26 protein-coding genes are annotated in these 24,582 nt (G+C 70.3%); 12 read left to right on the plus strand and 14 right to left on the minus strand.

Translation table 11 applies throughout. The annotated features are described in order from the left end of the window. The first annotated feature begins 170 nt into the window (after positions 1–170). A complete protein-coding gene (locus K3888_RS07890; RefSeq protein WP_230929705.1) occupies positions 171–896 on the plus strand; it encodes a class I SAM-dependent methyltransferase in 726 nt (241 codons plus the stop codon). A 68-nt stretch (positions 897–964) separates the two neighbouring features. On the opposite strand, the gene K3888_RS07895 is transcribed toward K3888_RS07890, so the two are convergent. The 3 genes from K3888_RS07895 to K3888_RS07905 all read right to left on the minus strand — a co-directional run bounded on the left by K3888_RS07895 (position 965) and on the right by K3888_RS07905 (position 4,453). Next, positions 965–1,876, minus strand: a complete 912-nt coding sequence (locus K3888_RS07895) for a hypothetical protein (RefSeq protein ID WP_230929706.1) — start codon at positions 1,874–1,876, stop codon at positions 965–967. 178 nt (positions 1,877–2,054) lie between these two features. Beyond that, positions 2,055–2,924, minus strand: coding sequence for an alpha/beta fold hydrolase (locus K3888_RS07900; RefSeq protein ID WP_230929707.1), 870 nt, complete (start codon positions 2,922–2,924; stop codon positions 2,055–2,057). Positions 2,925–3,235: 311 nt separating this feature from the next. Then, positions 3,236–4,453, minus strand: coding sequence for a lipase family protein (locus K3888_RS07905; protein ID WP_230929708.1), 1,218 nt, complete (start codon positions 4,451–4,453; stop codon positions 3,236–3,238). A gap of 102 nt (positions 4,454–4,555) precedes the next feature. Between K3888_RS07905 and K3888_RS07910 the strand changes: the two genes are divergently transcribed. Further along, the gene (locus K3888_RS07910; protein WP_230929709.1) at positions 4,556–5,332 is read left to right on the plus strand and encodes a pyrimidine reductase family protein; all 777 of its coding nucleotides are present in this window, start codon (positions 4,556–4,558) and stop codon (positions 5,330–5,332) included. Continuing rightward, entirely contained in the window at positions 5,329–5,868 is a 540-nt protein-coding gene (locus K3888_RS07915) for a flavin reductase family protein (protein ID WP_230929710.1), read from the plus strand. The genes K3888_RS07910 and K3888_RS07915 overlap by 4 nt, the downstream gene beginning before the upstream one ends. Before the next feature lie 91 nt (positions 5,869–5,959). Here the strand turns inward: K3888_RS07915 and K3888_RS07920 are convergent, their stop codons facing one another. The 4 genes from K3888_RS07920 to K3888_RS07935 all read right to left on the minus strand — a co-directional run bounded on the left by K3888_RS07920 (position 5,960) and on the right by K3888_RS07935 (position 10,524). Beyond that, complete coding sequence (locus K3888_RS07920; RefSeq protein WP_230929711.1) at positions 5,960–7,240, minus strand: ABC transporter permease; 1,281 nt, start codon at positions 7,238–7,240, stop codon at positions 5,960–5,962. Continuing rightward, a complete protein-coding gene (locus tag K3888_RS07925) occupies positions 7,237–8,127 on the minus strand; it encodes an ABC transporter ATP-binding protein (RefSeq protein ID WP_230929712.1) in 891 nt (296 codons plus the stop codon). The genes K3888_RS07920 and K3888_RS07925 overlap by 4 nt, the downstream gene beginning before the upstream one ends. Before the next feature lie 241 nt (positions 8,128–8,368). Next, positions 8,369–9,055 carry a response regulator gene (locus K3888_RS07930; RefSeq protein ID WP_230929783.1) on the minus strand — a complete coding sequence of 229 codons (687 nt, stop codon included), beginning with the start codon at positions 9,053–9,055 and terminating at the stop codon, positions 8,369–8,371. Positions 9,056–9,171: 116 nt separating this feature from the next. Next, positions 9,172–10,524 (minus strand): sensor histidine kinase, encoded by a 1,353-nt coding sequence (locus K3888_RS07935; RefSeq protein ID WP_230929713.1) that lies wholly within the window; start codon positions 10,522–10,524, stop codon positions 9,172–9,174. 43 nt (positions 10,525–10,567) lie between these two features. On the opposite strand from K3888_RS07935, the gene K3888_RS07940 reads away from it, so the two are divergent. The 3 genes from K3888_RS07940 (at position 10,568) to K3888_RS07950 (ending at position 12,553) form a co-directional block, all read left to right on the plus strand. Further along, entirely contained in the window at positions 10,568–11,521 is a 954-nt protein-coding gene (locus tag K3888_RS07940) for an SDR family NAD(P)-dependent oxidoreductase (RefSeq protein WP_230929714.1), read from the plus strand. Positions 11,522–11,684: 163 nt separating this feature from the next. Then, positions 11,685–12,161, plus strand: a complete 477-nt coding sequence (locus tag K3888_RS07945; RefSeq protein ID WP_230929715.1) for an SRPBCC domain-containing protein — start codon at positions 11,685–11,687, stop codon at positions 12,159–12,161. Further along, positions 12,158–12,553 (plus strand): ArsR/SmtB family transcription factor, encoded by a 396-nt coding sequence (locus K3888_RS07950; RefSeq protein WP_230929716.1) that lies wholly within the window; start codon positions 12,158–12,160, stop codon positions 12,551–12,553. The genes K3888_RS07945 and K3888_RS07950 overlap by 4 nt, the downstream gene beginning before the upstream one ends. A 7-nt stretch (positions 12,554–12,560) precedes the next feature. Here the strand turns inward: K3888_RS07950 and K3888_RS07955 are convergent, their stop codons facing one another. Further along, complete coding sequence (locus K3888_RS07955) at positions 12,561–13,466, minus strand: MBL fold metallo-hydrolase (RefSeq protein WP_230929717.1); 906 nt, start codon at positions 13,464–13,466, stop codon at positions 12,561–12,563. Then, a complete protein-coding gene (locus K3888_RS07960) occupies positions 13,463–13,645 on the minus strand; it encodes a hypothetical protein (protein ID WP_230929718.1) in 183 nt (60 codons plus the stop codon). The genes K3888_RS07955 and K3888_RS07960 overlap by 4 nt, the downstream gene beginning before the upstream one ends. A gap of 141 nt (positions 13,646–13,786) precedes the next feature. Here K3888_RS07960 and K3888_RS07965 point away from each other — a divergent pair, with 141 nt between their 5' ends. Beyond that, a complete protein-coding gene (locus tag K3888_RS07965; protein WP_230929719.1) occupies positions 13,787–14,416 on the plus strand; it encodes a GyrI-like domain-containing protein in 630 nt (209 codons plus the stop codon). Positions 14,417–14,636: 220 nt separating this feature from the next. Next, the gene (locus K3888_RS07970; RefSeq protein WP_230929720.1) at positions 14,637–15,170 is read left to right on the plus strand and encodes a CGNR zinc finger domain-containing protein; all 534 of its coding nucleotides are present in this window, start codon (positions 14,637–14,639) and stop codon (positions 15,168–15,170) included. 34 nt (positions 15,171–15,204) lie between these two features. On the opposite strand, the gene K3888_RS07975 is transcribed toward K3888_RS07970, so the two are convergent. After that, positions 15,205–16,638, minus strand: a complete 1,434-nt coding sequence (locus tag K3888_RS07975; RefSeq protein WP_230929721.1) for a sugar porter family MFS transporter — start codon at positions 16,636–16,638, stop codon at positions 15,205–15,207. Positions 16,639–16,842: 204 nt separating this feature from the next. Here K3888_RS07975 and K3888_RS07980 point away from each other — a divergent pair, with 204 nt between their 5' ends. After that, on the plus strand, positions 16,843–17,217 hold the full coding sequence (locus K3888_RS07980) for a nuclear transport factor 2 family protein (RefSeq protein WP_230929722.1): 375 nt from the start codon (positions 16,843–16,845) through the stop codon (positions 17,215–17,217). 45 nt (positions 17,218–17,262) lie between these two features. Continuing rightward, positions 17,263–17,544 carry an Lrp/AsnC family transcriptional regulator gene (locus tag K3888_RS07985; RefSeq protein WP_230929723.1) on the plus strand — a complete coding sequence of 94 codons (282 nt, stop codon included), beginning with the start codon at positions 17,263–17,265 and terminating at the stop codon, positions 17,542–17,544. Positions 17,545–17,601: 57 nt separating this feature from the next. Here the strand turns inward: K3888_RS07985 and K3888_RS07990 are convergent, their stop codons facing one another. From K3888_RS07990 to K3888_RS08000, 3 genes are all read right to left on the minus strand, one after another. Then, entirely contained in the window at positions 17,602–18,687 is a 1,086-nt protein-coding gene (locus K3888_RS07990) for a 2-dehydropantoate 2-reductase (protein ID WP_230929724.1), read from the minus strand. Between the two features lie 104 nt (positions 18,688–18,791). Further along, positions 18,792–19,466 carry an SDR family oxidoreductase gene (locus tag K3888_RS07995; RefSeq protein ID WP_230929725.1) on the minus strand — a complete coding sequence of 225 codons (675 nt, stop codon included), beginning with the start codon at positions 19,464–19,466 and terminating at the stop codon, positions 18,792–18,794. A gap of 10 nt (positions 19,467–19,476) precedes the next feature. Beyond that, a complete protein-coding gene (locus tag K3888_RS08000; RefSeq protein ID WP_230929726.1) occupies positions 19,477–20,031 on the minus strand; it encodes a MarR family winged helix-turn-helix transcriptional regulator in 555 nt (184 codons plus the stop codon). Between the two features lie 113 nt (positions 20,032–20,144). Here K3888_RS08000 and K3888_RS08005 point away from each other — a divergent pair, with 113 nt between their 5' ends. Next, positions 20,145–20,960 carry an alpha/beta fold hydrolase gene (locus K3888_RS08005; protein ID WP_230929727.1) on the plus strand — a complete coding sequence of 272 codons (816 nt, stop codon included), beginning with the start codon at positions 20,145–20,147 and terminating at the stop codon, positions 20,958–20,960. Between the two features lie 189 nt (positions 20,961–21,149). Here K3888_RS08005 and K3888_RS08010 read toward each other — a convergent pair whose 3' ends face one another. After that, positions 21,150–23,273, minus strand: a complete 2,124-nt coding sequence (locus tag K3888_RS08010; protein ID WP_230929728.1) for a PhoX family protein — start codon at positions 23,271–23,273, stop codon at positions 21,150–21,152. Between the two features lie 207 nt (positions 23,274–23,480). On the opposite strand from K3888_RS08010, the gene K3888_RS08015 reads away from it, so the two are divergent. Beyond that, positions 23,481–24,539, plus strand: coding sequence for an ABC transporter ATP-binding protein (locus tag K3888_RS08015; RefSeq protein WP_230929729.1), 1,059 nt, complete (start codon positions 23,481–23,483; stop codon positions 24,537–24,539). Positions 24,540–24,582: the final 43 nt, after the last annotated feature.

A 24,582-nucleotide genomic window follows, 5' to 3' on the forward strand; every position in this document is an offset into this window, starting at 1 on the left:
CGCCCGCTGCGCCTCGGCGTAGCAACGAGCACTGCGACGGGCCCGCCGGGGGACGGGTGGGCCGCGCATTCACTCCAGGAGGGCCGGCCCGCGCCGGAACCCGGGTCCATCTCGTCGCGACCCGTGGCCACGACAACAGTCGGGCCGCCCAACTTCAGGAGAGATCTCAGGTGACCGCAAGTCCCCGCACCATCCACCCGCCGACGCTTCGCGACGCGGACGTCCTCGTCAGCGCCCGTTCGCTGGGCGAGTACGTGGACATGTTCGGCCTGGACGAGGTCGATCTGCGGCGACGGATCGTGGACTGCCCCGGCGGCGCCGCCAGCGCGGTGGCGGAGATCTGCGCGGCCGGAGGCGACGCGGTCGCAGTGGACCCGCAGTACGCCCGCGGGGCGGACGAACTGCGCGCCCGGATCCATGAGGACGTGGACCGTGCGGTGTCGCACCTGCAGCGCCGGGAGGTCCAGTACGACTGGGACGTCCGCGGCGGGTTGGCGGGCCACGAGGAGATCCGGCGCAGGGCCGCCGAGCAGATGCTCGACCACATGGCCGTCGCCCCCGAGCGCTACATCGCCGGCGCGCTCCCAGGACTGCCGCTGGCCGATGACTCCGCCGACCTCGTGCTCTGCTCGCACCTGCTGTTCACCTATGCGGACAGACTCGACACGGCCGACCACGTGGCGGCGATCGTCGAGATGGCGCGCGTGGCCCCGGAGGTCCGGATCTACCCGCTGGTCGACCACGCCGGCAACCCGCTGCCGGAGCTGGTGCGCAGCGTGATCGCCAAGCTCAAGAAGGAGCGACTGACGAGCCGGATCGAACCGGTCGTGCGGCCCTTCCAGCTGGCCGCCACCACCCAGTTGGTGGTGGAGCGCACCGGGCATTGCCGCCCGTAGGAGCCTTGGAGGCTTTCAACCCGCGGGCTCGCGCGGGCCGGCCTGCTCGATGGGCCTGCTCGACCGTCCTATTCGGTCGGCGCGCCGGGCCCCAGCCGCAGGGCCTCCTGGCCCGTGAACGGCGAGACCGCAGCCGTGGCGACCAGCGGCTCGGGTCCGCCCACCTCGAGGGCCTGACCGGGTAGGAAGATCGTGCCGCTGGCTAGCGCGAACGCCACGATGTCGCACATCTGGCCGTAGACCGCCGCCGGGGGAGCGGCCACGTCCAGCCGCTCGAGATCCATCCGCCCGAACCTGCCCAGGCCCGTCGTGTACGCGCACGAGGTCGACTCGGACTGCATCCCCGCGCGGATCCCGACGAGCGCCGGGGCGGGGACGGGGTTCGCGGTCACGAGCTCGCGGTAGGGGCCGGCGGGCAGGGTCGTCGCCGCGCCGCCCACGGTCACGGCCACCGAGCCCGGCAGCGCGGTCAGTGCTGCGGCGACGTTCGCGACCGCCAACTCACAGCGCAGTGTCTCCAAGCGTGGGTCCATGTACTCGGGAGCGGTGGGCTCGCCGTCGTCGCCCGGTGGTCCCCACCGGAACGCCGCCACCACGAGCTGCGAACGGTGCGTGTCCACCACGCCCTCTTGCCCGTTCCACATCGCCAGGTCAGCGGTGTAGCGGGAGGCCTCGCCGTCGGGGACGGGCGAATCGACCGTGGAGACGATCACGGTGGCGTCCTCGACGTGGACCGCGGTGGCCGGGTCCTCGTCGGTGCCGGGCTCGACCCTGTAGGCGCCCTCGAAGATCTCCGCGAGCAGCTCACCCACCTCGCGGTGGTCGGGCGCCGGGCGGTCGAGCAGGACCAGCGCCACGGGGGTCTGCTTCCAGGACAGGTCCTCGCCGGTCTGCGGATCGACGGGCGCGTGCACGGGGGCGGCAGGCTGGCCAGGTTCGGCGGGCTGCTCGGGCTGGCCGCTGTTGGGCGTCTGGCTCATGGGAGTGAGGCTAACGCCTGCGGCGCCCGGCGCCCCCGCCGCCTGGTCACTGCCGCTCACGTTCGCCCAAGAGCCCGACCGGTGGAAACGCGATCTGAGACCACTCGCCGAGGGTGCCCGACGGGCGGGGTAGCGGATCCCGCGAGAGGGCGTGGCGGAGTGCCCGCGTCCTCCCGGCTCAGTGGGTGAAGAAGTCGATCACCAGGCGCTCGAACTTGTCCTTCTGCTCGATCATGGCCCAGTGGCCACAGCGGGAGAACGAGTGCAGCTCGGCCTTGGGCAGCTGGCGGAATGCGAAATGGGCCTGCTCGTAGGGGAGCATGCGGTCATCGCGGCCCCAGATGAGCAGGGTCTCCTGGCGGATCTGCGCGGCGCGCGCGTACAGCGGGGTGTAGGCGTTCTCGGGCTTGAGGATCGAGCCGAAGATCGAGTACATGCGCTCCACGGCACCGGGCGCGGTGGCGGCCTCGGTGCGGGCGCGGATGAGTTCGTCGGAGACGACCTTCTTGTTGCCGACCATCGTGTCGACCCAGGCGGCCATCTTCTCGTCGGTCGGCTCGGCGAGGAACTCGAACAGGCGGCGCGAGCCCTCGCTGGGCTCCGGGGTGAACAGCGGTGCGGCGAGTCCGCCGGGTCCCATGAGCGCCATCTTGCGGACGCGGTCCGGGTAGGCGAGCGCGGCCTCGCAGGCGACGTTGCCGCCCATCGAGTTGCCCACGATGTCGACCTTCTCGATGCCCTTGGCCTCGCAGAACGCGTCGACGGCCTCCGCCGCGATCTTCGGGTACGCCTTCTCCCACTCCAGGTCGCCGCTCTTCCCGAAGCCGGGCATGTCCAGCAGGATGGTGTGGAAACGCTCGGCGAAGACCGGGAAGTTGCCGGCGAAGTTCGACCAGGCGGTGACGCCGGGGCCGGACCCGTGGAGGAACAGGACAGGCACCGAGTTCTCGGGCTCGGCGACGCTGTTCTCGCCCGCCTCGTGGTAGTGCAGCTCGAAGCGGCCGGCGGTGATGGTCTTGCTGGTGGACTCGAAGTCGAGGGCGCTCATGCCTTCCAGAGTACTAGAACACGTTCTAGGTGACTGCGGGATGAGCTGAGCCGCCCGGCGACCCGGCATCGGGCCTGAGGAAAGGCTCCGAAATGAAGTCAGCCGCGCGGGGAGTCCCTGAAACATCCCCGCGCGGCGATGTCGTGGACATTACTAGAAAATCCTCAGGTGACAAGTACGTAACAATTATGATTCCTGTCACATCCGTGACATGTCAGCCGTGCACCTACCCGCAGCGGCGCGGCCGGGCCCAATTGGACGTCTGTTTCGGACCGCGCCACTGCAGTTCACCTCCCGGATGCCGGGGAAGATCAGCCCATGACGCGCGCGAGGAATGCGGTGGCGTCGGGCGTCGCGGCGTAGACGGTGCCGCTGTGGTCCTGGTCGGGGTAGACGCGCAGTTCGAGTGGCTGGCGGTTCAACGTCATCTCGGCCGCGAGCGACAGGGCCGAGGGCGCCGGGACATCGAGATCAAGCAGCCCCTGGCCGAGGAACACGGGCCGGTCATAGCCGACGGCCGGGGTGCCCATGTAGCGCTGCAGCTTGCCGAACACGTCGGGGATGTCCTTGAGCGGGCGCTGGAGCGCCTGCGAGATCTGGAAGCCGCCGACCTTGTCGCGCATCGCCTGGTAGCAGAGGGTTTCGGCCGAGTCGACCACGTCTCGGCCCGCTGGGGTGAGCAGCGAGTTGATGTCCAGCTCGGGGTGCTGGTCGCGGAACCCCGCGAGAATGTAGAACGCGTACAGGTTGAGACCGGTGGGCAGGTTGACAGGCGGGAAGCCCGGCCCGCCCCACTGGAAGATGTGCTCGATGTTGGCCGGTGCGCCGGTGGCCACGACACCGCGGTAGTCCAGTCCGGCAGGTGCGCCGAGCTCTGTCGCTCGGACCGCGGTGTTGAGCGCGGCGCCGGCGCCCTGCGACTGCCCGACCAGTGCCCACGTCGGCGAGAGAGGGAGGTCGGAGCTTCGCGCGGCGATCACGGAGTCGACGATCGCCTGTCCGGTGGCCGGCCCGTTGAGGTAACTGAGCAGGCCCGGCGTGCCCAGTCCCACGTAGTCGGAGGCCACCACGGCGTAGCCCTGGTCGAGCCAGTGCCCGAGGTACTCGGCGTCGCGCTCGGAGCGCGGCTGGGTGGAGGGCGCGCAGTCGTCACCGAGGCCGGTGGTGCCGTGGGCCCACGCCACGACGGGCCAGCCGCCGGCGGGTGCCTCGCCGTGCGGGAGGAACACCGCGGAGGTGGAGACGGCGGGCTGCCCGTGCTGGTCGATGGTGCCGTAGACCTGCCGCACCGACCGCCCGGCCTGCGGCAGCGAGAGCGCGGGGTCGAGCGGCGTGGTGGCGGCCACGCCGCCGGGCGCGGGGATCGGCGCGGTCCACTGGCGGGTGTCCATGCCGGACCACGTGGGCGCAGGGTTGGGCGAGGCCGCCGGTGCGGCCGCCGCGGGGAAGGTGAGAGAGGCGACGACGACAACAGCAGCCGCAGAAGAACCGAGCAGCTTCCGGGCGCGGCGGAATGTGAGGGAGTCCATAAGCGGAGTGTAGTCCGTCGTTAATTCCGCTCACAGCCTTCTGGCGTCCGGCCCGGAATCGACCGGTGTCCGGCGTAGTTGACGGAACCTAGGATCGCCGCCATGCACGTTCTCGAGATCGGCGCAGATGTCCCCGACCCGCTGGCCCCGTATCTGGAGGTGGATCGCTCCTCGCCTCGGCACGAATGTTGGGTCGCCGGGCACATGGTCGCGGGGTTGGACGGCACGGCCGCGGTCGGCGGCAGGGTCGGTGCCCTGTCCACCCGGCCGGACCAGGCGTTGTTCCGCAGCATGCGGCAGATCGCCGACGTCGTTCTGGTCGGGGCCGAGACGGTACGGCGCGAAGGATATGGGCCGGTGCGGCTGTCCGAGGACGCGCAGGCCCGGAGGCGGGAGTTGGGCAAGCCGGCCACTCCGCCGGTCGCCGTGGTCAGCAGGAGCCTGAATCTGGACGGGGCGGCCAGCGTGTTCGCCGATGCTCCCGAGCACGCCCCGACGGTGGTCGTCACCTGTGCGGGGGCCGATGCGGGGCGCCGCGCAGAGGTTGCGGAGTTCGCCGAGGTCATCCTGGCCGGCGACGAGCGTGTGGATCCAGAGCAAGCCATGCGTGTGCTCTCCGGCCGCGGGCACGGTGTCGTACTCTGCGAGGGCGGCCCCACCTGGCTGGGTGAGCTAGTCGCGGCCGACAGGCTCGACGAGCTGCTGCTGTCCATCTCCCCGATGATGGGCGGCGACCCGTTGCCCGTGTCCGTGACACCTCCCGGAACTGGCATCGCCAGGTTCAACCTGAAGGGCGTCATGGCCGAGGACGGCACGATCTTCCTCCGGTATGAGGCGGTGCCTGACCAGACGGCGGCTGGCGAGAGGTCAGACCGATGAGCACGGACGCCTTCGGCCGGCTGATGGCGTCAGCGGATCCGGCGATGATCGTGGTCACCACGGTCGCGGAGAACGAGCCGGCGGGATGCCTCGTCGGTTTCCATGCGCAGTCGAGTATCTCCGCCGAGCACTATTGCCTGTGGCTGTCTAAGGCCAATCACACCTACCGGACCGGGCTGCGTGCCACGCATTTTGCGGTCCATTTCCTCACCGAAGCCGATCTCGCGGTCGCCGAGTGGTTCGGGACCCGGACGGGGGAGACGACCGACAAGTTCAACTCGGACAAGTTCGCGGGTCGCGGTGCCGACGGACGCGTGACGGACACCGACGAGCACGGCCTGCCGCTGCTCAGGGACTGCTCCAACCGGATGGTGGCCGAGAGAATCGCGATGCTCGACGACGGGGGCGACCACGCCTGCTTCACCACTCGGGTGCTCTCGGCGCACACCGAGGGGACGTTCACGCCCCTGCGACTGAGCGACGTGGCGCACTTAGACGCCGGCCGATCGAGCGAGTCCCGGTCAGTACATCCCTGATCGCCTCGAACATGGGCCGACCGCCGGCGGAAGATCCACCGACGGCCGGCCTCGTGCTCATCCGCCCGGGACGGGAGCTCGTCTCATTCACTCAGTCACTCAGCTTGAGCGCCTCGCGGTAGGTGAGCTTGCGGCCGGTCTGCATGATCGAGCGGCGGTAGATCCGCTCGGCCACGCCGATCACCAGGGCGGCGGCCACGAGCGAGACGATCATCGCGACGATCGGCTCCCACCAGGCTGCGGTGCCCTCGACGAGGCGGATCGGCATGGTGACGGTCGACATGATCGGGATGTACGAGGCCACGACCTGCCAGGTGCCGGAGACGAACAGCCCGCCGAAGGTGGCGATCATGATGAGCGTCAGCACGGGGGAGGAGGTGGACTGCACGTCCTCGGCGCGGGTGGCTAGCGCCCCGGCCACGGCGAACAGACAGGCCAGCGCCACGAACCCGATCACGAACAGGGCCAGGTACCAGGCGGCGGCCCCGGCCATCGCCGGCAGCAGCGCGGTGTACTCGGTGAAGGACAGGCCTATCAGGCCGATGCCGACGAACAGCACCATCTGCCCCATCGCGAGCACAGTGGCGCCCACGACCTTGCCCACAAGCAACTGCCGCAGCGGGATGGCGGCGGCGAGGATCTCCACGATCCGCGACTGCTTCTCCTCCACCACGCTGTTGGCGATCGCGTAGCCGAACAGGATCGCGGCTAGGTAGAACAGGAACACAAAGACGAATCCGGCGATGAACTGCACGCCCTCGTCGGCGGCGCCGTCGGGGTCGAGGAGCCGCTCGCCCACCTCGGAGCCGGCGGTGAGGTCGCCGACCGTGGTGCCGGCAGCGGCCGCGTTGGTCTCCAGGGCGTCGGCGGCCACGGTGGCGCCGATCAACCCGGCCAGCGAGCTGTCGACGGAGTCGGTGCCGACGAGGGTCCACTCACCGGGCGCACCGATCAGGGCGGCGTCGGCGTCACCCTCGCTCACGGCCTGTTCGGCAGCGGCGACGTCCGGGTATTCGCTGATGGTGACCTCGAGGTCCCCGGGGGCGAACGGCCCGGACATCGCAGCGCCCTCGTCGGTGGTCGCCTGCTCGGCGACCGCCACCGCCTCGGGGGAGGCCACCGCGAGTGTCTTGGACTCGGTCTGGCCACCGACGAAAAACGACACCGCGAACGCGACCACCATGATCGCGAGCGTGGTCAGCGTGGAGATGATGAAGTTCTTGTCCCGAAGCTTGACCATGATCTCGCGGCCGGCGACGATCCGCCACGCCGACTGCGTCTCGGGGGCCGCAGCGCCGGTGCCGACACCAGCGCCGGCGCCGCTGTCGGTGGCCGTATCGGACGGGAAAGGGAACTGGTCGGTGGTGGTCATACCGTCACCTCACGGTAGATATCGGACAGGGTGGGGACGACCTCGGCGAACTCGCGGACGCTGCCGCGGGCCATGGCCTCGCGCAGGACGGCGTCGGTGCCGGCGGGGCTGCCGCCGCCGCTGAGGTCGAGCAGGGCGGTGGGGCCGTCGACGTCCACCACGTGGACGCCGGGCAGATCGCGCACCCAGCCGGCGTCGCCGACCACCACCAGGCGGTGAAGGACACGCCCGCGCCGACGAAGATCCTCGACGGTGCCCTGGGCGACGACGCGGCCGCGCGAGAGCACCACGAGCTGATCGCAGAGTCGCTCGACCAGATCGAGCTGGTGGGAGGAGAACAGCACGGGCACGCCGCGGGTGGTGTGCTCGCGCAGCAGGTCGACCATCGAGTCCACGGCCACCGGGTCCAGACCGGAGAACGGCTCATCGAGCACGAGCAGTTCGGGTCCGCCGATCACGGCAGCCGCGATCTGCACACGCTGCTGGTTGCCCAGCGAGAGCGACTCGAGCTTGTCGTTCAGCCGCTCGCCCAGGCCGAACCGGTCGAGCAGGTCCGTGGCGGTGCGGCGGGCGTCGGCGGCGGAGCGGCCCTGGAGCCGGCCCAGGTAGACCAGCTGGTCGAGGATCGCCTGCTTGGGATAGAGCCCACGCTCCTCGGGCATGTAGCCGAACGTGCGGCGGTCGGCGACGGTGGCCTCGTGGCCGTTCCACAGCACGCGACCGGCGGTGGGCTGCAGGACGCCCATGATCATGCGCATGGTGGTGGTCTTGCCGGCGCCGTTGCCGCCCACGAAGCCGGTCATGGTTCCACGTGGAACCATGAATTCGACGTCGTTCACTGCGACGGTGTCGCCGAAGCGTCTGGTCAGTCCGTCGATGCGGAGCATGGTGTCCTTCCCTGACCAGCCGTCCCTTCTGAGGCCGCCGGTCGATTGTCCTGATGACACCCATGACGTTATGGCGCGGCGCGGCGAAGTGGATCAGTCGTGAGGGGGAAATACGCAGGGGCGCAGCCGAGCCCGTCTCATCCTCAAGGCGGAGAGCCGTCGCTCCGGCAGCCATTCTTGGCCGTCACCCAGTGAGTTTGCTGACCGAACTGACGGCTCGGCTCCAAACGACGCGGGACGGTCAGTCGCCGGGACGGACGAGTCCGGCCTCGTACGCCAGGACCACGGCCTGCACACGGTCGCGAAGGTGCAGTTTGGACAGGCACGCCGAGACGTGGGACTTGACGGTCGCCTCGCCCACCACGAGTTCGGCGGCGATCTCCGCGTTGGACAGTCCCCGCGCGACGTGCCGCAGGACCTCGCGTTCGCGCGCGGTCAGCGCGTCGAGCGTGGGGGAGGACGCGGCCGGGGTGTCGACGGCGAGGCCGTCGCCCGCGATGCCTTCACCGGCAACATCGCGGAGACCTGCGTCGCCGGAATCAGCCGGCGAGGCGGTCATCTTCTCGATCACCCGGCGGGTCACCTCGGGTGCGAGCAGGGCGTGCCCGTGGGCGACGGCCCGGATGCCGTCCACCAGGTCATCGGGGTCGGAGTTCTTGAGCAGGAAGCCGCCGGCGCCGGCGCGGAGGGCGTCGAAGAGGTAGTCGTCGCGGTCGAAGGTCGTGAGGATGAGCACGCGTGCCAGTCCCTCGGCCACGATCCGGGTGGTCGCCTCGATGCCGTCCATCCCGGGCATCTGCACGTCCATGAGCACCACGTCGGGTCGGAGTTCGCGGCACGCCTCGATCGCGGCCGAACCGTCGGCGGCGTCGCCGATCACCTCGATGTCGTCCTCCGCGCTGAGCATCATTGAGAACCCGGATCGCATCAGCGGCTGATCGTCCACCACGAGCACCCGCAATACCCCGGGGTTGGCCTGGTCGGACTCCGGGCCATTGCCGTCATTCCCGGGTGGGGGAGGTGGCGGTGATGGTGTCGTCGTCGTCATCGCTCCTCCTCATCTCCGGCGCCGTACGGTAGGCGGACCCGCACGCGGTAACCCCCGGTCACTCGGGGGCCGATCTGGCACTCGCCATGGTGGGAGCGGACGCGCTCGCGCATCCCGAGCAGGCCCAGGCCGCTGCCGGAGGTGCCGGGGCGCGGCCGGCCCTCGTCGAGGATCTCGACCTCCACGTAGGGGGTGTGGTCGGGGCGCTCGCCGGTGCGCAGGACCACGCTCGCGCGGGTCGCGGTGGAGTGCCGGCGGACGTTGGCCAGCGCCTCCTGCACCGTGCGGTATAGCGACGAGCCGGTCAGCGGTGGGACCTCGGTGATCGGATGGGTAGGGTCGACGGCAATGTCATAGCTGGTCGCGAAGCCGGCGGTGTCGTGGGAGACCACCAGTGCGGCCAGCTCGTCGAGGCCGTGGCCGGCGGTGCGCGACCCGGTGTCCGCCGCCGGGACGGGGGCGGCCTCCTCTGAGCGCAGGGCGCCCAGGAGCGCGCGCATCTCGCCGACCGCCGACCGCGACGAACCCTCGATCGTGCGCAGTGCCTCGGCGGCGGCCTCCGGGTTGCGATCCATCACCCGGCGCGCGGCGGCGGCTTGGACCCCGATCGCTGCGATGTGGTGGGCCACCACGTCATGGAGCTCGCGCGCGATACGCAGCCGCTCCTCGGTGACCGCGGCATCACGCAGGGCCTCGGCTTGGCGCTCGATGGTCCGCGCCTGCTCCTGGAGCGCGAACTGGCGGTGCGCCGACCGCCACGCGCTGATGCCGAGCGCGGCGGCGCCGCCGAAGTACACGACGTTGATCAGGGCGGTGTAGACGAGATAGGACGGCACGGCAGGGAATAGGCCGCCAGCCTGGTCGGTCTCCGACACCGCGTCGAGGATCTGCTGCATGCCCGAGCCCAGAGCCAGGTACCAGGCCATCCAGACGCCCAATGCCGCCGCGATGCCGGCCGCGACCCCCACCAGCGCACGGCGGTCCCTCGCCCAGGCCACGCACGAGTAGACCGCAACGAAGTAGAGCACCTGTTGGGACAGCTGGCCCATGACGAGCGGCATGACGCTACCCAGAATCAACAGATGTAGTGTCGCCACGATCCCGGTGGTCAGCGGGAAACGCCGCCGGATCGCGAGGACCGCTGCCGCGGTCGCCATCGACAGGTACTGCGCCCAGATGGGCGCGGTCTCGGCGTCGAGGACACCCATGCTGCGGAGGATCTCGATGCCCAGCGCCGAGCACGCGAACATCACCACGGCGAGAGTGATGTCGGCGCGGAGGTAACCGGGAGGTAGCGGACGGATCCACGGGTCCTCGGCGTCGAAGAGGCGGTTCAGGCGGGACCACACGGATACGAGCCTATCGGCACGCCGCGCTACGTATCGTGGGCGCGTGCCTGCCAAGAGCATCGACATCCCAGACCTGTCCGGCCAGACGTGGCTGATCACCGGCGCGACCAGCGGGGTCGGCCTCGAGACCGCGCGGTCCGCATCCCGGCACGGCGCCCGGGTGATCCTCGCCGTCCGCGACACCGCGCGCGGGCGTGAGGTGTCCGCCGCGCTGCCCGGGTCCTCCCTGGTGGTCGAGCTGGACCTCGAGTCACTGGCGAGCGTGCGGCGCGCGGCCACCGAGCTGCTGGGCGGCAGGGGCGACGACGACGAGGTCGGCCGCAACGGCGATGTTCACGGCGGCGAGGAGTTCGGACCGGAGCGGATCGACGTGTTGGTCAACAACGCCGGGGCCATCACGCCGCGCCGCCGCGAGACCGCTGACGGGTTCGAGATGCTTCTCGGGGTCAATGTCCTGGGACCGTTCCTGTTCACCGACCTCGTGCTCCCGCTCGTGCAGCGGCGGGTGGTGATCGTGGGCTCGAACGCACACAAGGCGGCGTCGTTCGATTTCGACGACCCGCACTTCCGCCGCCGCAGTTGGACCCCCGCGAGTAGCTATGCCCAGTCCAAGCTCGGGGACATGTTGTGGGGGCTCGCGCTGGACCAGCGCCTGCGGGACGGGCGGGCCGAGGCCGGCGCCGCCGGGGTGGACGTGCAGCTCACGCACCCGGGGTGGGCTGCCACGGGCATCTCCAATGCCACCGGCAACCCCGTGCTCGACAGGGTGATCACCAGCGTGTGCTCGGTGTTCGCCCAGCCCGCGGCCCAGGCTGCGCTCACCACGATGTACGCCGCGACCCGGCCATTGCCGCCGTGCAGCTACACCGGCCCGGACGCGATGCGACACCTGCGCGGGATGCCGACGCTCATCGGTCGAAGCGCCGAGGCGTCGGACCCGGCGCTCGCCGAACGCCTCTGGAGCTTCGCGGAGGGGGAGACCGCAAAGTCCCTATAGCAGCCGGTGAACGTGTACACGAATCGCGGTTTCGTGCACACGTTTCTTGAACGTGTTGAAGGCGTGTACATGTCCGGAGGTCGCGGAAGTCGACAGTTACTGCAACCAAAGGGTTGCAGTAGCGCCTTCGGCATGCGACTATTTTCCTCGGGAGGTGCGTGACATGACCGAGCCAGACGCACAGATGACCACCGACGACGTGCCGGACGAGATCCGCCGCAGCATCCACATCGAGGCCTCCGCCCGGGCGGTCTGGGAGATCATCGCCGAGCCCGGGTGGTTCATCAACGAGGGCTCCTGGGCTGAACACGAGATCACCACCGACGGCGACATCGCGCGGGTGGTCGATCCCGTCCACGGCGAGTTCAGCCTCCGCACCGTGACACTCGAACCGCCGCACCGTGCGGTGTTCGAGTGGCTGTGCGGGCAAGCGGGCGAGATCGCCGCCGGTGGCCCCGTGAACACAGTCGAGTTCACCGTCGAACCCGACGGCACCGGTGTTCTGCTGACCGTCCGCGAGACGGGGTTCGCCGGACTCCACGACGAGGCGGTCGTCCGGCGTCGACGATTCGAGGAGAACTCCGAGGGCTGGGTGATCGAGCTCGGGCTCGCACGGGATCGGGCCGAGGCTCGGGTGTGAGTGGAGTGTCAGCCCGCCAGGATGCAGGGTCGGCCGCGCCGGTTGCTGCTCTCGCCGGCCTTCTCGCTCCCAACGCCGACGACGTCTTCACGGCGCTCGGCGATCGGACCCGCAGGCAGATCATCGTGCGGTTGGCCGATCAACCGGACGACGCCGGTGCGGTGGCGCGCGACCTGGGGATCAGCCGCCAGGCCGTCGCCAAGCATCTTCGGATACTGGCGGACGCCGACATGGTCCTCGCCAGGGCCGAAGGGCGACGACAGGTCCACGCAGTACACCCCGGCCGCATCCGCGAGATCTCGGACCTCCTCGGAACCGTGGCGGACGGGTGGGACCGGCGGCTCGAGCAGGTCCGCCGACTGGCGGAACGCGACAACCGGCGCCCCCGGTAAGTGCAGCTCAGGTGAGGTGGTCGTACTCGCCGTCGACCCAGGCGGCGTAGCGCTCGGCCGACCGCAGGACCACGGCCCGGGCGTCGCGCGGGACACAGCCGCCGAAATTGCCGTAGATCCGGTCGAAGTCGTAGCGGCCCACGTGGTCGGCGATCCGTCGGACCACCGCCGCGGACAGCGGCATCCAGTTGGGGAACGAGCGCATGAACGTCACCCAGGCGGGATCGGCGACTGTGCCGATCGTGTCCCCGGTGAACAGCACGCCCTCGCCGTCGGGAGCGGTCCAGTGCACGACCGCGCTGCCCGGGAAGTGTCCACCCGGCTGGGACGCGCGCACCCCGGGAAGTAGGTCGATCTCGGCATCCCGGTCCGGGGCCACCGAGCCATCACCACCGACCGTCCCGTCGTTCTGACCGCCCCACACCACGGTGTTGCGCGGCCGCAGTCCCAGCCACTGCTCATCGGCCGCGGAGACGTAGACCGGACAGTCGTCGAACGCCTCCGACCACATCGACTGCACCCCGTACATGTGCGGATGCGAGGCGATGATCGCCGCAAGCCCGCCCCAGCCGCGGACCGCCGCCACGGCCTCGTCGGTGATGACATTGGGCACCTCCACCAGGATGTTGCCGCGATCCGTGCGGATGAGCGCGGGCTTCTGGCCGATCCCGGGGCAGTTCTTTTGCACGAGCATGATGACGTCCGGTTCGCGTTCGACGAACTCGATCGCCGCGCCACCCGCCCGCGACTGCTCGGGCGTGGTCCACCGTTGACCGTCCGACGGCACGAACTGGCGCTCGTCAGCGCAGATCGGGCACACCTCCGGCAGCGGCGCGGAACGCTCGACACCGCACGTCGCGCACTGCGTGACCGACCCCTGGCCGGAGGACGGATCCCCACTCGGCCCCGTCACGAGATATCGCCCTCGGTGTCGACCGGATGCCATTCACCGCTCACCTCCACCTCCAGGACACCGTCGGAGGGGCGGTCCTCGCGTTGGCGGTCGGCGGCGGACTCGAGCGCTTCCTGAGCATTGTCGAATTCACCGAGGTCGATCGTGCGGTCGGGGGTGCGGAGGCGGAACATCGACATGTCTTCAAGTGTCCTCCTCGCGAGCCGCCACCGCACCCGGCCCGGGCACATCGCGATCTCCCGATGATCGGTATTCCCTCCCTCCGACACGGCGCGAGAGCACACTGGGGAGCGGCATCGCCCCACAGAGGAAGGCACACCATGTCGTCGTCGTCATCCACTCCGTCACACGACGGTTCACCCGCGGCCCCGGAGGGCCCCGCCGCCCGCGAGGACGCGCCCCACGGTTACCCGCGGTTGGGCGACGAGCCCGTCGACGGCATCCGGCTCCTGCGCGCCCCGGCCGTGCCGACGGCCGTCGTGCGCGCCGCCGACGTGCCCATGGCCACCATCGCCGGCCTGTTCGACGCGGTGTTCGGCACGGCGTTCCCCGCCGCGTTCGCGCGCGGACTCACCCCGGCGGGTCCGGCGTTCGCGCTGTACACACGACTGACCGACGGCGCCGACGCCGTGGCCGACGTGGAGATCGGGTTCCCGCTGGACGGTCCGCTGCTCGCCCAGATCGACTCCGAGCTCGTGGAGGTCGACGGCCTCCGCGTGGTCGCCTCGGTCCTGCCCGCCGCCGACGTCGCGGTGACCAGCCACCTCGGCGGGTTCGACGGGCTCGGGCGGGCCTGGGGTGAGTTCCTGGGCGAGCTCGGGGCGATGGGATGGGCGCCGGGCATCCCGTTCTGGGAGGCCTACGTGACCGAGCCGTCACCCGACATGGACCCGGCGGAGCTGCGAACCGACCTGTACTGCGTGGTTCGGACGCCCGACGACGCCGCCTGACCCGCCTGCGTGATAGGCACGGTTCCGCAGAGGACCCGGTGTGCCCCGCAGTGGCAGGACTCGTACACGACCATCCCCTCGCTGGTCGGGTGGGCCGAATCGGTGTGCCATTCGTGATGATGACCCTCTGCGTACATGGCAGCGAGCTCCGTTCTGTCGTGAAGGATTTGCGGGTATGCGGTCGGTTCTCCTCGCTCCTCGACTGTGATGCAATGGGTCAGTGCAGTTCAACCATGGCAATATGGTCGGCCCGTCGCTCGCCGCGGAGCTCGCCTCACTCGCCGGACGGGGATGGGACCACGGGTCCGCCGCCGCGGTGCTGCGCGGGCACGGCGTGCGCAGGCCCGACCTCTCCGTCGAGGCATCCCGGCGACTGGGCGAGTGGGCGGCCCGGTTGAGAGCGCCGTTCGCAGCCGAGGACGTGAAGGGCAGGTGCGAGGCGATCAACGCCCTGCTCGAGGCCGCGACTCAGCGGATGACGCTGAGTACCCACGACGGGCACAAGCCGCACCTGCACTTCGCGTCTGACCACGACGACGTGGTGGCACGTGTCACCGCGATCACCGCCGGTGGCCTGGCGATCTTCACCGTCGAATCCGAGGGCGGGCGTCTCGGGGCCTGCGCCCGCGCGGGATGCCCAGAAGTTTTCGTCGATACCAGCCGCAACGGCAGGCGGGCGTACTGCAGCGCCCGGTGTGGCAATCACGACGCCGTTCAGCGGCACCGGTCTGCCGCGCGGCGTCAAGCACGGTGACCTCGCGCCGCACGCGCGCGGGTGCGAGGCCTGGCTACTCGATGTCCTCCAGCGACCGGCCGTTGGTCTCCGGGATGAACCTGGCCACGAACAGCAGCGACAGCAGCGCCGCCACCGCGTAGAAGCCGTAGGTGAACGTGAGACTGAGCTCGGCCATCGGTGGGAAGGCCGTCGAGACGGCGAAGTTCGCGGCCCACTGCGCAGCCGCGGCCAGCCCCAACGCGGTGGTGCGGATGCGATTGTTGAACATCTCGCCGAGCAGCACCCACACCGCCGGGCCCCACGAAATCCCGAAGAACACCACGAACCAGTTGGCCGCGATCAGCGCGATCAGGCCCTGGACGTCGCCGAGCTGCGGGGCGAGCTCGCCGTCCGCGCCCGGGGCCATGGTGGCCTGACTGAACATCGCGGCCATCAACGCCAGCGACACCGTCATGCCCACCGAGCCGATCATGAGCAGTCGCCGCCGCCCGATCCGGTCGATGAGCGCGATAGCCACCACCGTCACGACGATGTTCGTGACCGACGTGATGACCGTCTGCGTGAGCGCATCCGCCTCCGTGAACCCGACCGACTGCCACAGCGACGTGGAGTAGTAGAAGATCACGTTGATGCCCACGGCCTGCTGGAAGACCGACAGCACGATGCCGATCCACACGATGGGCAGCAGGTTCCTCCCGCCCGGGGTGACGAGGTCGCGCCACGTGCGCTTGCGATCCTCGCGCAGGGTGCCGCGGATCTCCCGGATCCGGTCGTCGACCCCGCCGTCCTGGAGAGAACGCAGCACGGCCTTCGCGCGGTCCAGCTGCCCCCGGCCCACCAGATAGCGCGGCGACTCCGGGATGGTCAGCGCCAGCACCCCGTACGCCACCGCCGGGATGAGCTCGGCCCAGAACATCCACCGCCACGCCGCCGCGCCGAGCCACAGCTGCTCGATCGCGCCCCCGGCCACCCCGGCCAGCCACGCGTCCGAGAGCAGGGCCACGAAGATGCCGGAGACGATCGCCAACTGCTGCAGCGAACCGAGCCGGCCGCGGATCGCCGGCGGGGCGACCTCCGCGATGTACGCGGGCGCGATCACCGACGCCGCGCCGACGCCCAGGCCGCCGATGACCCGCCAGACGATGAGGTCCCACGGGCTCACGGCCAGGCCCGACCCCAGCGCGCTCACGGTGAACAGCACCGACGCCAGGACCATCACCCGGGTGCGTCCCCACCGGTCGGCGAGACGGCCCGCGAGGAATGCGCCGGCGATACACCCGAGCAACGCCGAGGAGACGGCGAACCCGGTCAGCCCCGCCCCCATCCCGAAGCTCTCCTGCACGGCGTCGACGGCGCCGTTGATGACCGCGGTGTCGAAGCCGAACAGGAAGCCTCCCAGCGCCGCGACCAGGGAGATGATCACCACCCGGCCGGTGTGGAACGACTCCTCACCGGGCCGCGGCCCGGCGGTGTTCTGAGTGGACATGCGTACCCCGCTCCCCGGCCCGGTGAACCGGGGCCGCGCCGACTGGCTCTGCTACAGGTGGTGAGAGGAGGGTAGGCACGGGGCGGGAGTGTCGCAAGTCACACGATGGTCGGCTGTCGTCCGAGCTGTACGAACCCACGTAACGAGAACACGTTCTAGGCTGAGGGGCACTTCGTCGTCGTCATCATCGAAAGGGCACCCACCGTGAGCGTCACCCCCGAACAGATCCGCGCCACCGCCGACTCCTACATCGCCGCACTCACCGCCGGCGACCTCGAGGCAGTCATGGCGCTCTACGCCGAGAACGCCACCGTCGAGGACCCGGTCGGCGGCGGCACCGTCCACGAGGGCGCCGCCGCGATCCGCGAGTTCTACGCCTCCGTGGTGGCACTGAAGATCGACGGCCGGGTGCTCGAGGCCCGGGCCTGCGGCAACGACCTGCTGTTCAACTTCGAGATCACCACGCACTTCGGCGAGGGCTCCAAGGCCACCATCAACGTGTGGGACCTGATGACCCACGACGAGCAGGGCAAGGTCGTGTCCATGCGCGCCTACTGGACCCCGGAGAACATGAGCTGACGGCTCCCCCGTGCGCGATCCGCCCGCTCGACTAGCCTGGACTGCATGATTACCGCAATCGTCTTCGTCCACGCCGAGACGGCGCGGATCCCCGAGGTGGCCTCCGCCATCGCCGAGATCGACGGTGTGTCCGAGGTCTACTCGGTCACCGGGACCATCGACCTGATCGTGCTGGTCCGCGCGCGTCGCAACGAGGAGATCGCGGACGTCGTGTCGGACCGCCTCAACAAGGTCCCGGGCGTGCTGGACACGGAGACCCACATCGCGTTCCGGACCCAGTCCAAGCACGATCTCGAGGCGGCGTTCTCGCTCGGCTACGACGACTGAGAGCTGCCCGCCGGCCGCTCGATCCGGTCGGCCGACGCGCACGCGGAGCGTGCGGGGCTAGATTCCGCCGCCGGTCTCCCGGGCCCGCGACAGGCGGTGCGCGCGCCTACGGGCGCCCTGCAGTTCCGCCAGCAGCTGGCGGCCGGTCCACTGCCGCCTGTCGGGGCCGGCCCTCTCGGCTTCGTGCACCAATTCGACGATGCGGGCACAGGCCGGCGCCTCCACGCCGAGCCGCCGACCCATCCGCACCACCTCGCCCTGCAGGATCCCGATCTCGGTGGGCCGACCCCGCTCGAGGTCGTAGTGCATCGACGAGGTCCCGTCGGGATCGATGCGGATCACGGCGCGCGCCAGCCGGCGGAACGCAGGCGTCGGCAGCCGCATGATCGTCGGCAGCATCCCGGCCGGGACCGGGAGCGGAACCCGCGGCACCACGCCGGCCGCGGTGAACACCCGGCTGGCCTCCGCCTGGCACAGCGCCACGCATCGTCGGAATTCCCGGTTGAGAAGCTCGGTGCGCAGCGGCAACCCCGATAGGGCCTGCACGGCGTTGTTCATGTTGAGCAGCACCTTGCCGTGCAGGACGGCCTGGATGTCGTCGGTGGGGCGCGCGGGCAGGCCGGCGGTGGCGAACACCTCCAGCAGCGGCGCCGCGGCCGCATGGTCGGCGATCCGGATCTCCCCGCGCGAGGTGCGCCGGTAGGTCGTGGGCCCGGTCCGCGCCACGTTGAACGGCACGGTGCCCGCGATCACGGGCACCACGTCCACGTCGTCACGGATCCGGTCGGCCGAGTGCAGCCCGTTCTGCAGCCCCACGATCAGCGAACCGGGCCGCAGGAACGGCAGGAACGCCGCGGTGGCCTCCCCGGTCTGCGCGGCCTTGGTGGTCACCAGGATCACGTCGGAGCGCCGAACCGCCTCGGGGGACTCGGTCAGCGTGAGCGAGTCGGGCGGCAGATGGAGACGGTCGCCTTGACCGTCGCCGGACTCCACCGTCAGCCCCACAGCGCGGATCGGATCGAGCACGTGCGCGCGCCCGACGAGGGTCACGTCGGCGTGGCGGGCGAGCCGGCCGCCGAGGTAGCAGCCGACGACCCCCGCACCGATCACGGTGACGCGCAGAGGGCTGTCCGGGCTGGTCATGATGGTGATGACGGTACGACACGCGCGGGACTTCGGCAGCCGGAACGGGGGACCTTTCCGTGGGCGCCGCCTCGGTTGCGGATGGGTGTCGCGTCAGCGTCGGGTCAGTGCGGGCGGGGCCGCAGGACGACCTCGGTGGGGTGCGCGTCGGGTGTCGCCTCCAACGCGTGCCGGATCGCCGCGGCCACCGACTCGGGGGTGAGGAACGCGCCCGGGTCGTAGGTGCCGCCCTCGTCGGCGACGATCGCGCGCTGCATGTCGGTGTCGACGCGCCCGGGGTGGACGGACGTGACGCGCAGGTCCGGTTCCTCGTGACGGAGCACGTCGGAGAAGGCGCGCAGGGCGAACTTGGAGGCGGCGTAGGAGCCCCAGCCGGCCTTGGCGGTGTACCCCGCGCCGGAGTTGACGACGACGACGTGGCCCCGCGCCGTACTCAGCGACGGGAGGAGGGCCCGCGTCAGCTCGAGGACCGCGACCACATTGACCTCGTAGGCGCGGCGCCACTGGTCGGCCTCGGTGTCGGCGATCCGGCCCAGCTCGGCGATGCCCGCGCAATGGACGAGCCCGTCGAGGGTGTCGATCCCGGCCGCGGCCAGTGCGGGTCCGTCGGCGGAGGTCAGGTCGGCGGTCACGACCCTGGCCGACCGGCAGTCGTCGGCGACCGCGTTCAGAGCGTCGGTGTCGCGTCCCACCAGGACGAGGTCGTGCGATTCGGACAGGGCGCGGGCGGTGGCGGCCCCGATGCCGCGCGAGGCGCCGGTGACGAGGACAGTGCTCATGCCGCCGAGGCTAGTCGGCGTCGAAGGCGTCGAGCAGGGAAGTGAGGGCGGGGACGGCGTCGGCGAGCACGGCGCGATGCTCCGGGGACAGGCGGGACAGCTGTTCGGCGAAGTCGCGGTCCCGGTCCATGAGGACCTGCTTGATGCGGTCCCGGCCCAGGTCGGTCAGCGCGACGCTGACGCCGCGACGATCCGCCTCGTCCGGGATCCGCGTGACGTAGCCCATCGACTCGATCACGCTCACCGAGTTGCTGGTGGTGGGGACGCGGACGTTCTCCAGGCGGGCCAGGTAGGACATGCGCAGCGGCCCGTGATTGGCGAGCGTGTGCAGGATCGAGGTCTGGGCCCGGCTCAACTCGTACTGGGTGTTCTGTCGCCGGACCAGCAGGTCCAGGCGCAGCATGATGGGCCGGAACAGAGTCGCCAGCTCGAGTGCCGGGCCGTCGTGCGCGGCCTGTGGCGCCGGGTCCGCGGCCGACGTTTCCCCGTCCGCCCCGGCGGTTCCCGAGGAGGCCTGAGGCTCACCGCCCGTGGTGGCTACGGGCTCTCTCGTCGTCGTCTCCATCTACACCAGCCCCCTCGACACCGGCTTCCCCCGAAGCCCCGTCGACCGGAATGTAAACATGATTTTTTGCCGTCATGGGGCATCACCCCGGCCTCCCGGGTGATACTTGACGAATGGATCTGTATCACCGCGTCACGGGCACGGGACCGACCGTCGTTCTCATCCACGGGGTCTGCCACCGTGGGCACGCCTGGGACCCCGTCGTCCCGCTGCTGGAGGACCGGTACCGGCTCGTGATGGTGGACCTGCCGAGCCACGGCCTCTCCCCGGACCTGCCGACCGAGGGCGACCCGCTGGAGTACATGGTCGACCAGCTCACCACCCTGCTGGAGGACATCGTCCCGCCCGGCGAGCGCGCGCACTTCGCCGGTAACTCCCTCGGCGGCTTCCTCGCGCTGGAGATGGCGGCCCGTGGGCACGCGCACAGCGCCACGGCCCTCTCACCTGCGGGATTCTTCAGATCTGACGCCGACTGGCGCTACACGATCACTGTGTTCCACAGCCTGCAGCGCGTCGCCGCCAAGCTCGGTCGACACATCCCCGCGGTGTCGCAGCGGGCGGCGGGGCGCGCGGTGATGATGGGTGCCTTCTGCGCGCGGCCGTGGCGCTACCCGGCCGAGGCAGCGGCGATCGACGGCGAGGCGATCATCACCAACACCGTGCTCGACCGGGCCGACCGGCGCGCGTTCGTGTTCACCGCGCCCGTCGACGAGGACGTGCCGTTGACCATCCGCTGGGGCCGGCTCGACCTCGTGCTCCCCGCGGCGCAGCGGCGGCTCGCGGCGCGGCTGTTCCCGCGGGCGCGGATCGAGACGTCCGCCGACGGGCACGTGCCGATGTCCGACGATCCGGAGGGCGTCGCCGCATCGATCGCGGCCACTGTCGAGCGCGGCCTGGCCCGCGACCGCGAGCTCGCCCCCGCCCGGTAACCCGCGCCTGCGCGTCCTCTTTGCTCATAACCGGCGGGGTTACGCGTCGGCTTTGCTTCATTCCGGACGCGTAACCCCAGCGTATGGGCGCATTCCGGGCGCGCAAGCCCGGGCCGGGTAGATGACCGACGCCCCGCCTCCTCGGGAGGAAGCGGGGCGTCACTTCGTGCGCGGGAGGCGCGGGGTCGGTCAGGAGCCCAGCAGGCCCGCCGGCAGCAGGCCGCCCAGTGACCCGGCTCCGCCGCCGAAGCCGTTCTTCCACGCCACCACGGTCGAGGGCCGCGGCTGCGAGGCGCCGCCGTCGGGCCAGTGCGAGGCCGGGTTCTCGATCGAGGAGCCGTCCTTCTCGCCCGGGTGCTGGACGTTGACGATCGCGCGGTTCTCGAAGACCAGCGGGCCGCACGTCTCGGCGCCGATCGGCACGGTGAGGAACAGCTTGGTCTCGCCGCGGTTCGGACCTGACGTGGCGACGGAGTAGAGGCCGTCGTTGAAGCCGAGTGCATTGCCGTCGGTGGAGACCCACAGGCCGCCGTCCGGGCCGAACGCCACGTTGTCCGGGCAGGAGATCGGGCTGACCTTGGACTTGTCGAAGCCGCCGAAGTAGGTGTCGGCCTCCATCGGGTCGCCGCAGACGAGCAGCAGGTTCCAGCCGAAGGTGGTGCCCGCGTGGTCGTCGGTGATCTCCACGACCTGGCCGTGCTTGTTGTTGTGCCGCGGGTTGGCCTCGTCGGCGGCGGCCTTGCCAGCGGTGCCGCGCTGCGAGTTGTTGGTCAGCGCCATGTAGACCTTGCCGGTGGTCGGGCTCGGCTCGACGTCCTCGGGACGGTCCATCTTGGTGGCGCCCACCGCGTCGCCGGCCATGCGGGTGTGCACCGCGACCTGCTCGGGGGTCATGCCGTCCACATGCGAGACGGCCGTGCCGTCGGCGGTGACCGTCATCAGCGGGATCCAGGTGCCGGAGCCGTCGAACCGGCCGTCGGCGGGCAGGGCGCCGGTGCCGTCGATCTCGGCGGCCGGGGAGTTGCCGGAGAAGGTGGCCACGTAGAGCGTGCCCTCGTCGAGGATCTTCATGTTCTCGGCGCGCGCGGTGGCGGTCTGGCCCGGGGTGATCTTGCGGCTCGAGACGAACTTGTAGAGATAGTCGAACCGCTCGTCGTCGCCGGAGTAGGCCACCACGGTGCCGCCGGGGGTCACGTGGATGCTGGCGCCCTCGTGCTTGAACCTGCCCATGGCGGAGTGCTTGACCGGGGTCGAGGTCGGGTTCCACGGGTCGACCTCGACCACGTAGCCGAAGCGGTTCACCTCGTTCGGCTCCTTGGCCAGATCGAAGCGGTCGTCGAAGTTCTCCCACTTCCGGCCGGACGTCTCGGCGGCGATACCGTAGCGACGCAGCTGCTCGAGCCTCGTGGTGTCGGTGATGGTGCCGGCGGTGCCGAAGTACTGGTTGAAGTTCTCCTCGCCGGACAGCACGGTGCCCCACGGGGTGTGGCCGCCGGCGCAGTTGTTCAGTGTGCCCAGCACGCGGGTGCCGGTAGGGTCGGCGTTGGTCCGGGTCAGCGGGCCGACGGCGGGGCCGCGCAGTTCGAACGGGGTCAGCGCGGTGATGCGGCGGTTGTAGGAACCCAGGACGGGGTCGAGTCCGCCGTCGTCCGGGCGGCTGGCCAGTTCCACCACGGACATGCCGTGCGCGGCCCAGGCGATCTCGACCTGCTCGCGGGTCGGATTCTCCGGGTCGTAGCCGCGGAACATCGAGGGTTCGGTCGTGTACTCGTGGTTCACGGTGAACAGGAAGCGCTCGTCGCGGTCATCCATGGGGAACATCACGGCGAGATCGCAGTTGAAGCCGTACTGCCGGGCCTGCGCGGCGGCGGTCTGGTTCTCGAAGTCGAACTCGGGTGCGCCCGCGATCACGGGGTCGCCCCAGCGGATCACCACGTCACTCGAGTACCCCGCCGGGACGGTCACGGCGTCGTCGGTGTTGGGGGAGACCGGGGTGAAGGTGGTGTCGATGCCGTTGCCGCCGAGCGATCCCGTGTCGCCGAGCGAGCCGGCGGCCGAACCCTGGGCCGCCGCCACGCCGGGCATCACCTGCGTGGCGCCCACGGCGAGCGCCACCACGCCGGCGGCCTTCAGGGCGCCGCGGCGGCTGATCTCGGTGGCGATGTCCCCGAAGTACGGGTTGCCCGTGGTGTTGGGAACCGGCGCGGCGCACTGGTCACCACACTTGTAGACACAGGTGATGTGCTGGCGGTTCGAGATCCCGGGCGCAGCACCTCCCGAGGTGGTGAGCGGCAGCAGGCGGCGGATCGACATCATTTCTCCCTGAAGACGTTTGCGGCTGAGCGAACCCTGTGACCGTAGGAAGGGCGGACGACCAGCCGGGAGAGAGGCGGCCACGTCCGGATGAACTACGGGCGCAGTGCGGGTGAACTCTCCGCTCGGTCGCTACAGTCACCTGTGTTCACCCTCAATCTCGGATCGTCCGGCACGTTCCTGCCGGTGAAGGGAAAGTGACGCAACGTGTCCGGAGTCAGTTTCGAGAACGTGTCCATCGTCTATCCCGGGGCGACCCGCCCCAGTGTCGACGAGCTGGACCTGCACATCGGGGAGGGCGAGTTCCTAGTCCTCGTCGGCCCGTCGGGGTGCGGCAAGTCCACCATCCTGCGTTCGCTCGCCGGCCTGGAGCCGGTCACGCAGGGCACGATCACCATCGGCGGCAAGGACGTCACCGGACTCGAGCCCAAGGACCGGGACATCGCGATGGTGTTCCAGAACTACGCCCTCTACCCGCACTACACGGTCCGCGAGAACATGGGCTTCGCCCTGAAGCTGGCCAAGAAGTCCAAGGCCGAGATCACCGAGCGGGTCGACAGGGCCGCGGAGATGCTCGACCTGGTGCCCTACCTGAACCGCAAGCCCAAGGAACTCTCGGGCGGCCAGCGTCAGCGTGTGGCGATGGGCCGGGCGATCGTGCGGAGCCCGCAGGTGTTCCTCATGGACGAGCCGCTGTCCAACCTCGACGCCAAACTGCGTGTGGCCACGCGTGCCCAGATCGCCAAGCTGCAACGCGAACTCCACACGACGATGATCTACGTGACCCACGACCAGGTCGAGGCCATGACGATGGGCGACCGGGTGGCGGTCCTGCGCGACGGGCGTCTCCAACAGGTCGCCGCACCCCGCGAGCTATACGAAAATCCGATCAACGCGTTCGTGGCCGGCTTCATCGGTTCGCCGGCGATGAACCTCTTCGACGCGCCGGTGGTCGACGGGACCGTCGAACTCGACGGCATGCGCGTCCCCGCCCCGGCCGGCGCGGTCGGCAAGGTCACCATCGGCGTGCGGCCCGAGCATCTGCGCCTGGCCGCGCGGGGCGGGGAGGGAATGCACGCCGTCGTCGACCTGGTCGAGGAGCTCGGCGCGGACAGCTTCCTGCACTGCTCGACGCCCGACGGGCACCCGCTCGTCTATCGCGCCGAGTCGACCGACCACCCGCGCAAGGGCGAGGACATCCGCCTGGCCGCGCACGAGGGGCAGGTTCGGTTCTTCGACGCCGAGACGGGTGACCGCCTGCGCTGAGTATCAGCTGCGCAGGGGTCTCACCGCGCGGATGGGCTGAGGG

Origin of the sequence: Dietzia aurantiaca (genome assembly GCF_021033825.1) — a bacterium.
Taxonomy (GTDB): domain Bacteria; phylum Actinomycetota; class Actinomycetes; order Mycobacteriales; family Mycobacteriaceae; genus Dietzia; species Dietzia aurantiaca.

What these genes read in the sequence shown, in the direction of transcription:
- K3888_RS07895 (WP_230929706.1), bottom strand. Translation starts at nt 1,876, where the DNA reads ATGAGCCAGACGCCCAACAGCGGCCAGCCCGAGCAGCCCGCCGAACCT.
- K3888_RS07900 (WP_230929707.1), bottom strand. Translation starts at nt 2,924, where the DNA reads ATGAGCGCCCTCGACTTCGAGTCCACCAGCAAGACCATCACCGCCGGC.
- K3888_RS07905 (WP_230929708.1), bottom strand. Translation starts at nt 4,453, where the DNA reads ATGGACTCCCTCACATTCCGCCGCGCCCGGAAGCTGCTCGGTTCTTCT.
- K3888_RS07910 (WP_230929709.1), top strand. Translation starts at nt 4,556, where the DNA reads ATGCACGTTCTCGAGATCGGCGCAGATGTCCCCGACCCGCTGGCCCCG.
- K3888_RS07915 (WP_230929710.1), top strand. Translation starts at nt 5,329, where the DNA reads ATGAGCACGGACGCCTTCGGCCGGCTGATGGCGTCAGCGGATCCGGCG.
- K3888_RS07920 (WP_230929711.1), bottom strand. Translation starts at nt 7,240, where the DNA reads ATGACCACCACCGACCAGTTCCCTTTCCCGTCCGATACGGCCACCGAC.
- K3888_RS07925 (WP_230929712.1), bottom strand. Translation starts at nt 8,127, where the DNA reads ATGCTCCGCATCGACGGACTGACCAGACGCTTCGGCGACACCGTCGCA.
- K3888_RS07930 (WP_230929783.1), bottom strand. Translation starts at nt 9,055, where the DNA reads ATGCGATCCGGGTTCTCAATGATGCTCAGCGCGGAGGACGACATCGAG.
- K3888_RS07945 (WP_230929715.1), top strand. Translation starts at nt 11,685, where the DNA reads ATGACCGAGCCAGACGCACAGATGACCACCGACGACGTGCCGGACGAG.
- K3888_RS07960 (WP_230929718.1), bottom strand. Translation starts at nt 13,645, where the DNA reads ATGTCGATGTTCCGCCTCCGCACCCCCGACCGCACGATCGACCTCGGT.
- K3888_RS07965 (WP_230929719.1), top strand. Translation starts at nt 13,787, where the DNA reads ATGTCGTCGTCGTCATCCACTCCGTCACACGACGGTTCACCCGCGGCC.
- K3888_RS07975 (WP_230929721.1), bottom strand. Translation starts at nt 16,638, where the DNA reads ATGTCCACTCAGAACACCGCCGGGCCGCGGCCCGGTGAGGAGTCGTTC.
- K3888_RS07985 (WP_230929723.1), top strand. Translation starts at nt 17,263, where the DNA reads ATGATTACCGCAATCGTCTTCGTCCACGCCGAGACGGCGCGGATCCCC.
- K3888_RS07990 (WP_230929724.1), bottom strand. Translation starts at nt 18,687, where the DNA reads ATGACCAGCCCGGACAGCCCTCTGCGCGTCACCGTGATCGGTGCGGGG.
- K3888_RS07995 (WP_230929725.1), bottom strand. Translation starts at nt 19,466, where the DNA reads ATGAGCACTGTCCTCGTCACCGGCGCCTCGCGCGGCATCGGGGCCGCC.
- K3888_RS08000 (WP_230929726.1), bottom strand. Translation starts at nt 20,031, where the DNA reads ATGGAGACGACGACGAGAGAGCCCGTAGCCACCACGGGCGGTGAGCCT.
- K3888_RS08005 (WP_230929727.1), top strand. Translation starts at nt 20,145, where the DNA reads ATGGATCTGTATCACCGCGTCACGGGCACGGGACCGACCGTCGTTCTC.
- K3888_RS08010 (WP_230929728.1), bottom strand. Translation starts at nt 23,273, where the DNA reads ATGTCGATCCGCCGCCTGCTGCCGCTCACCACCTCGGGAGGTGCTGCG.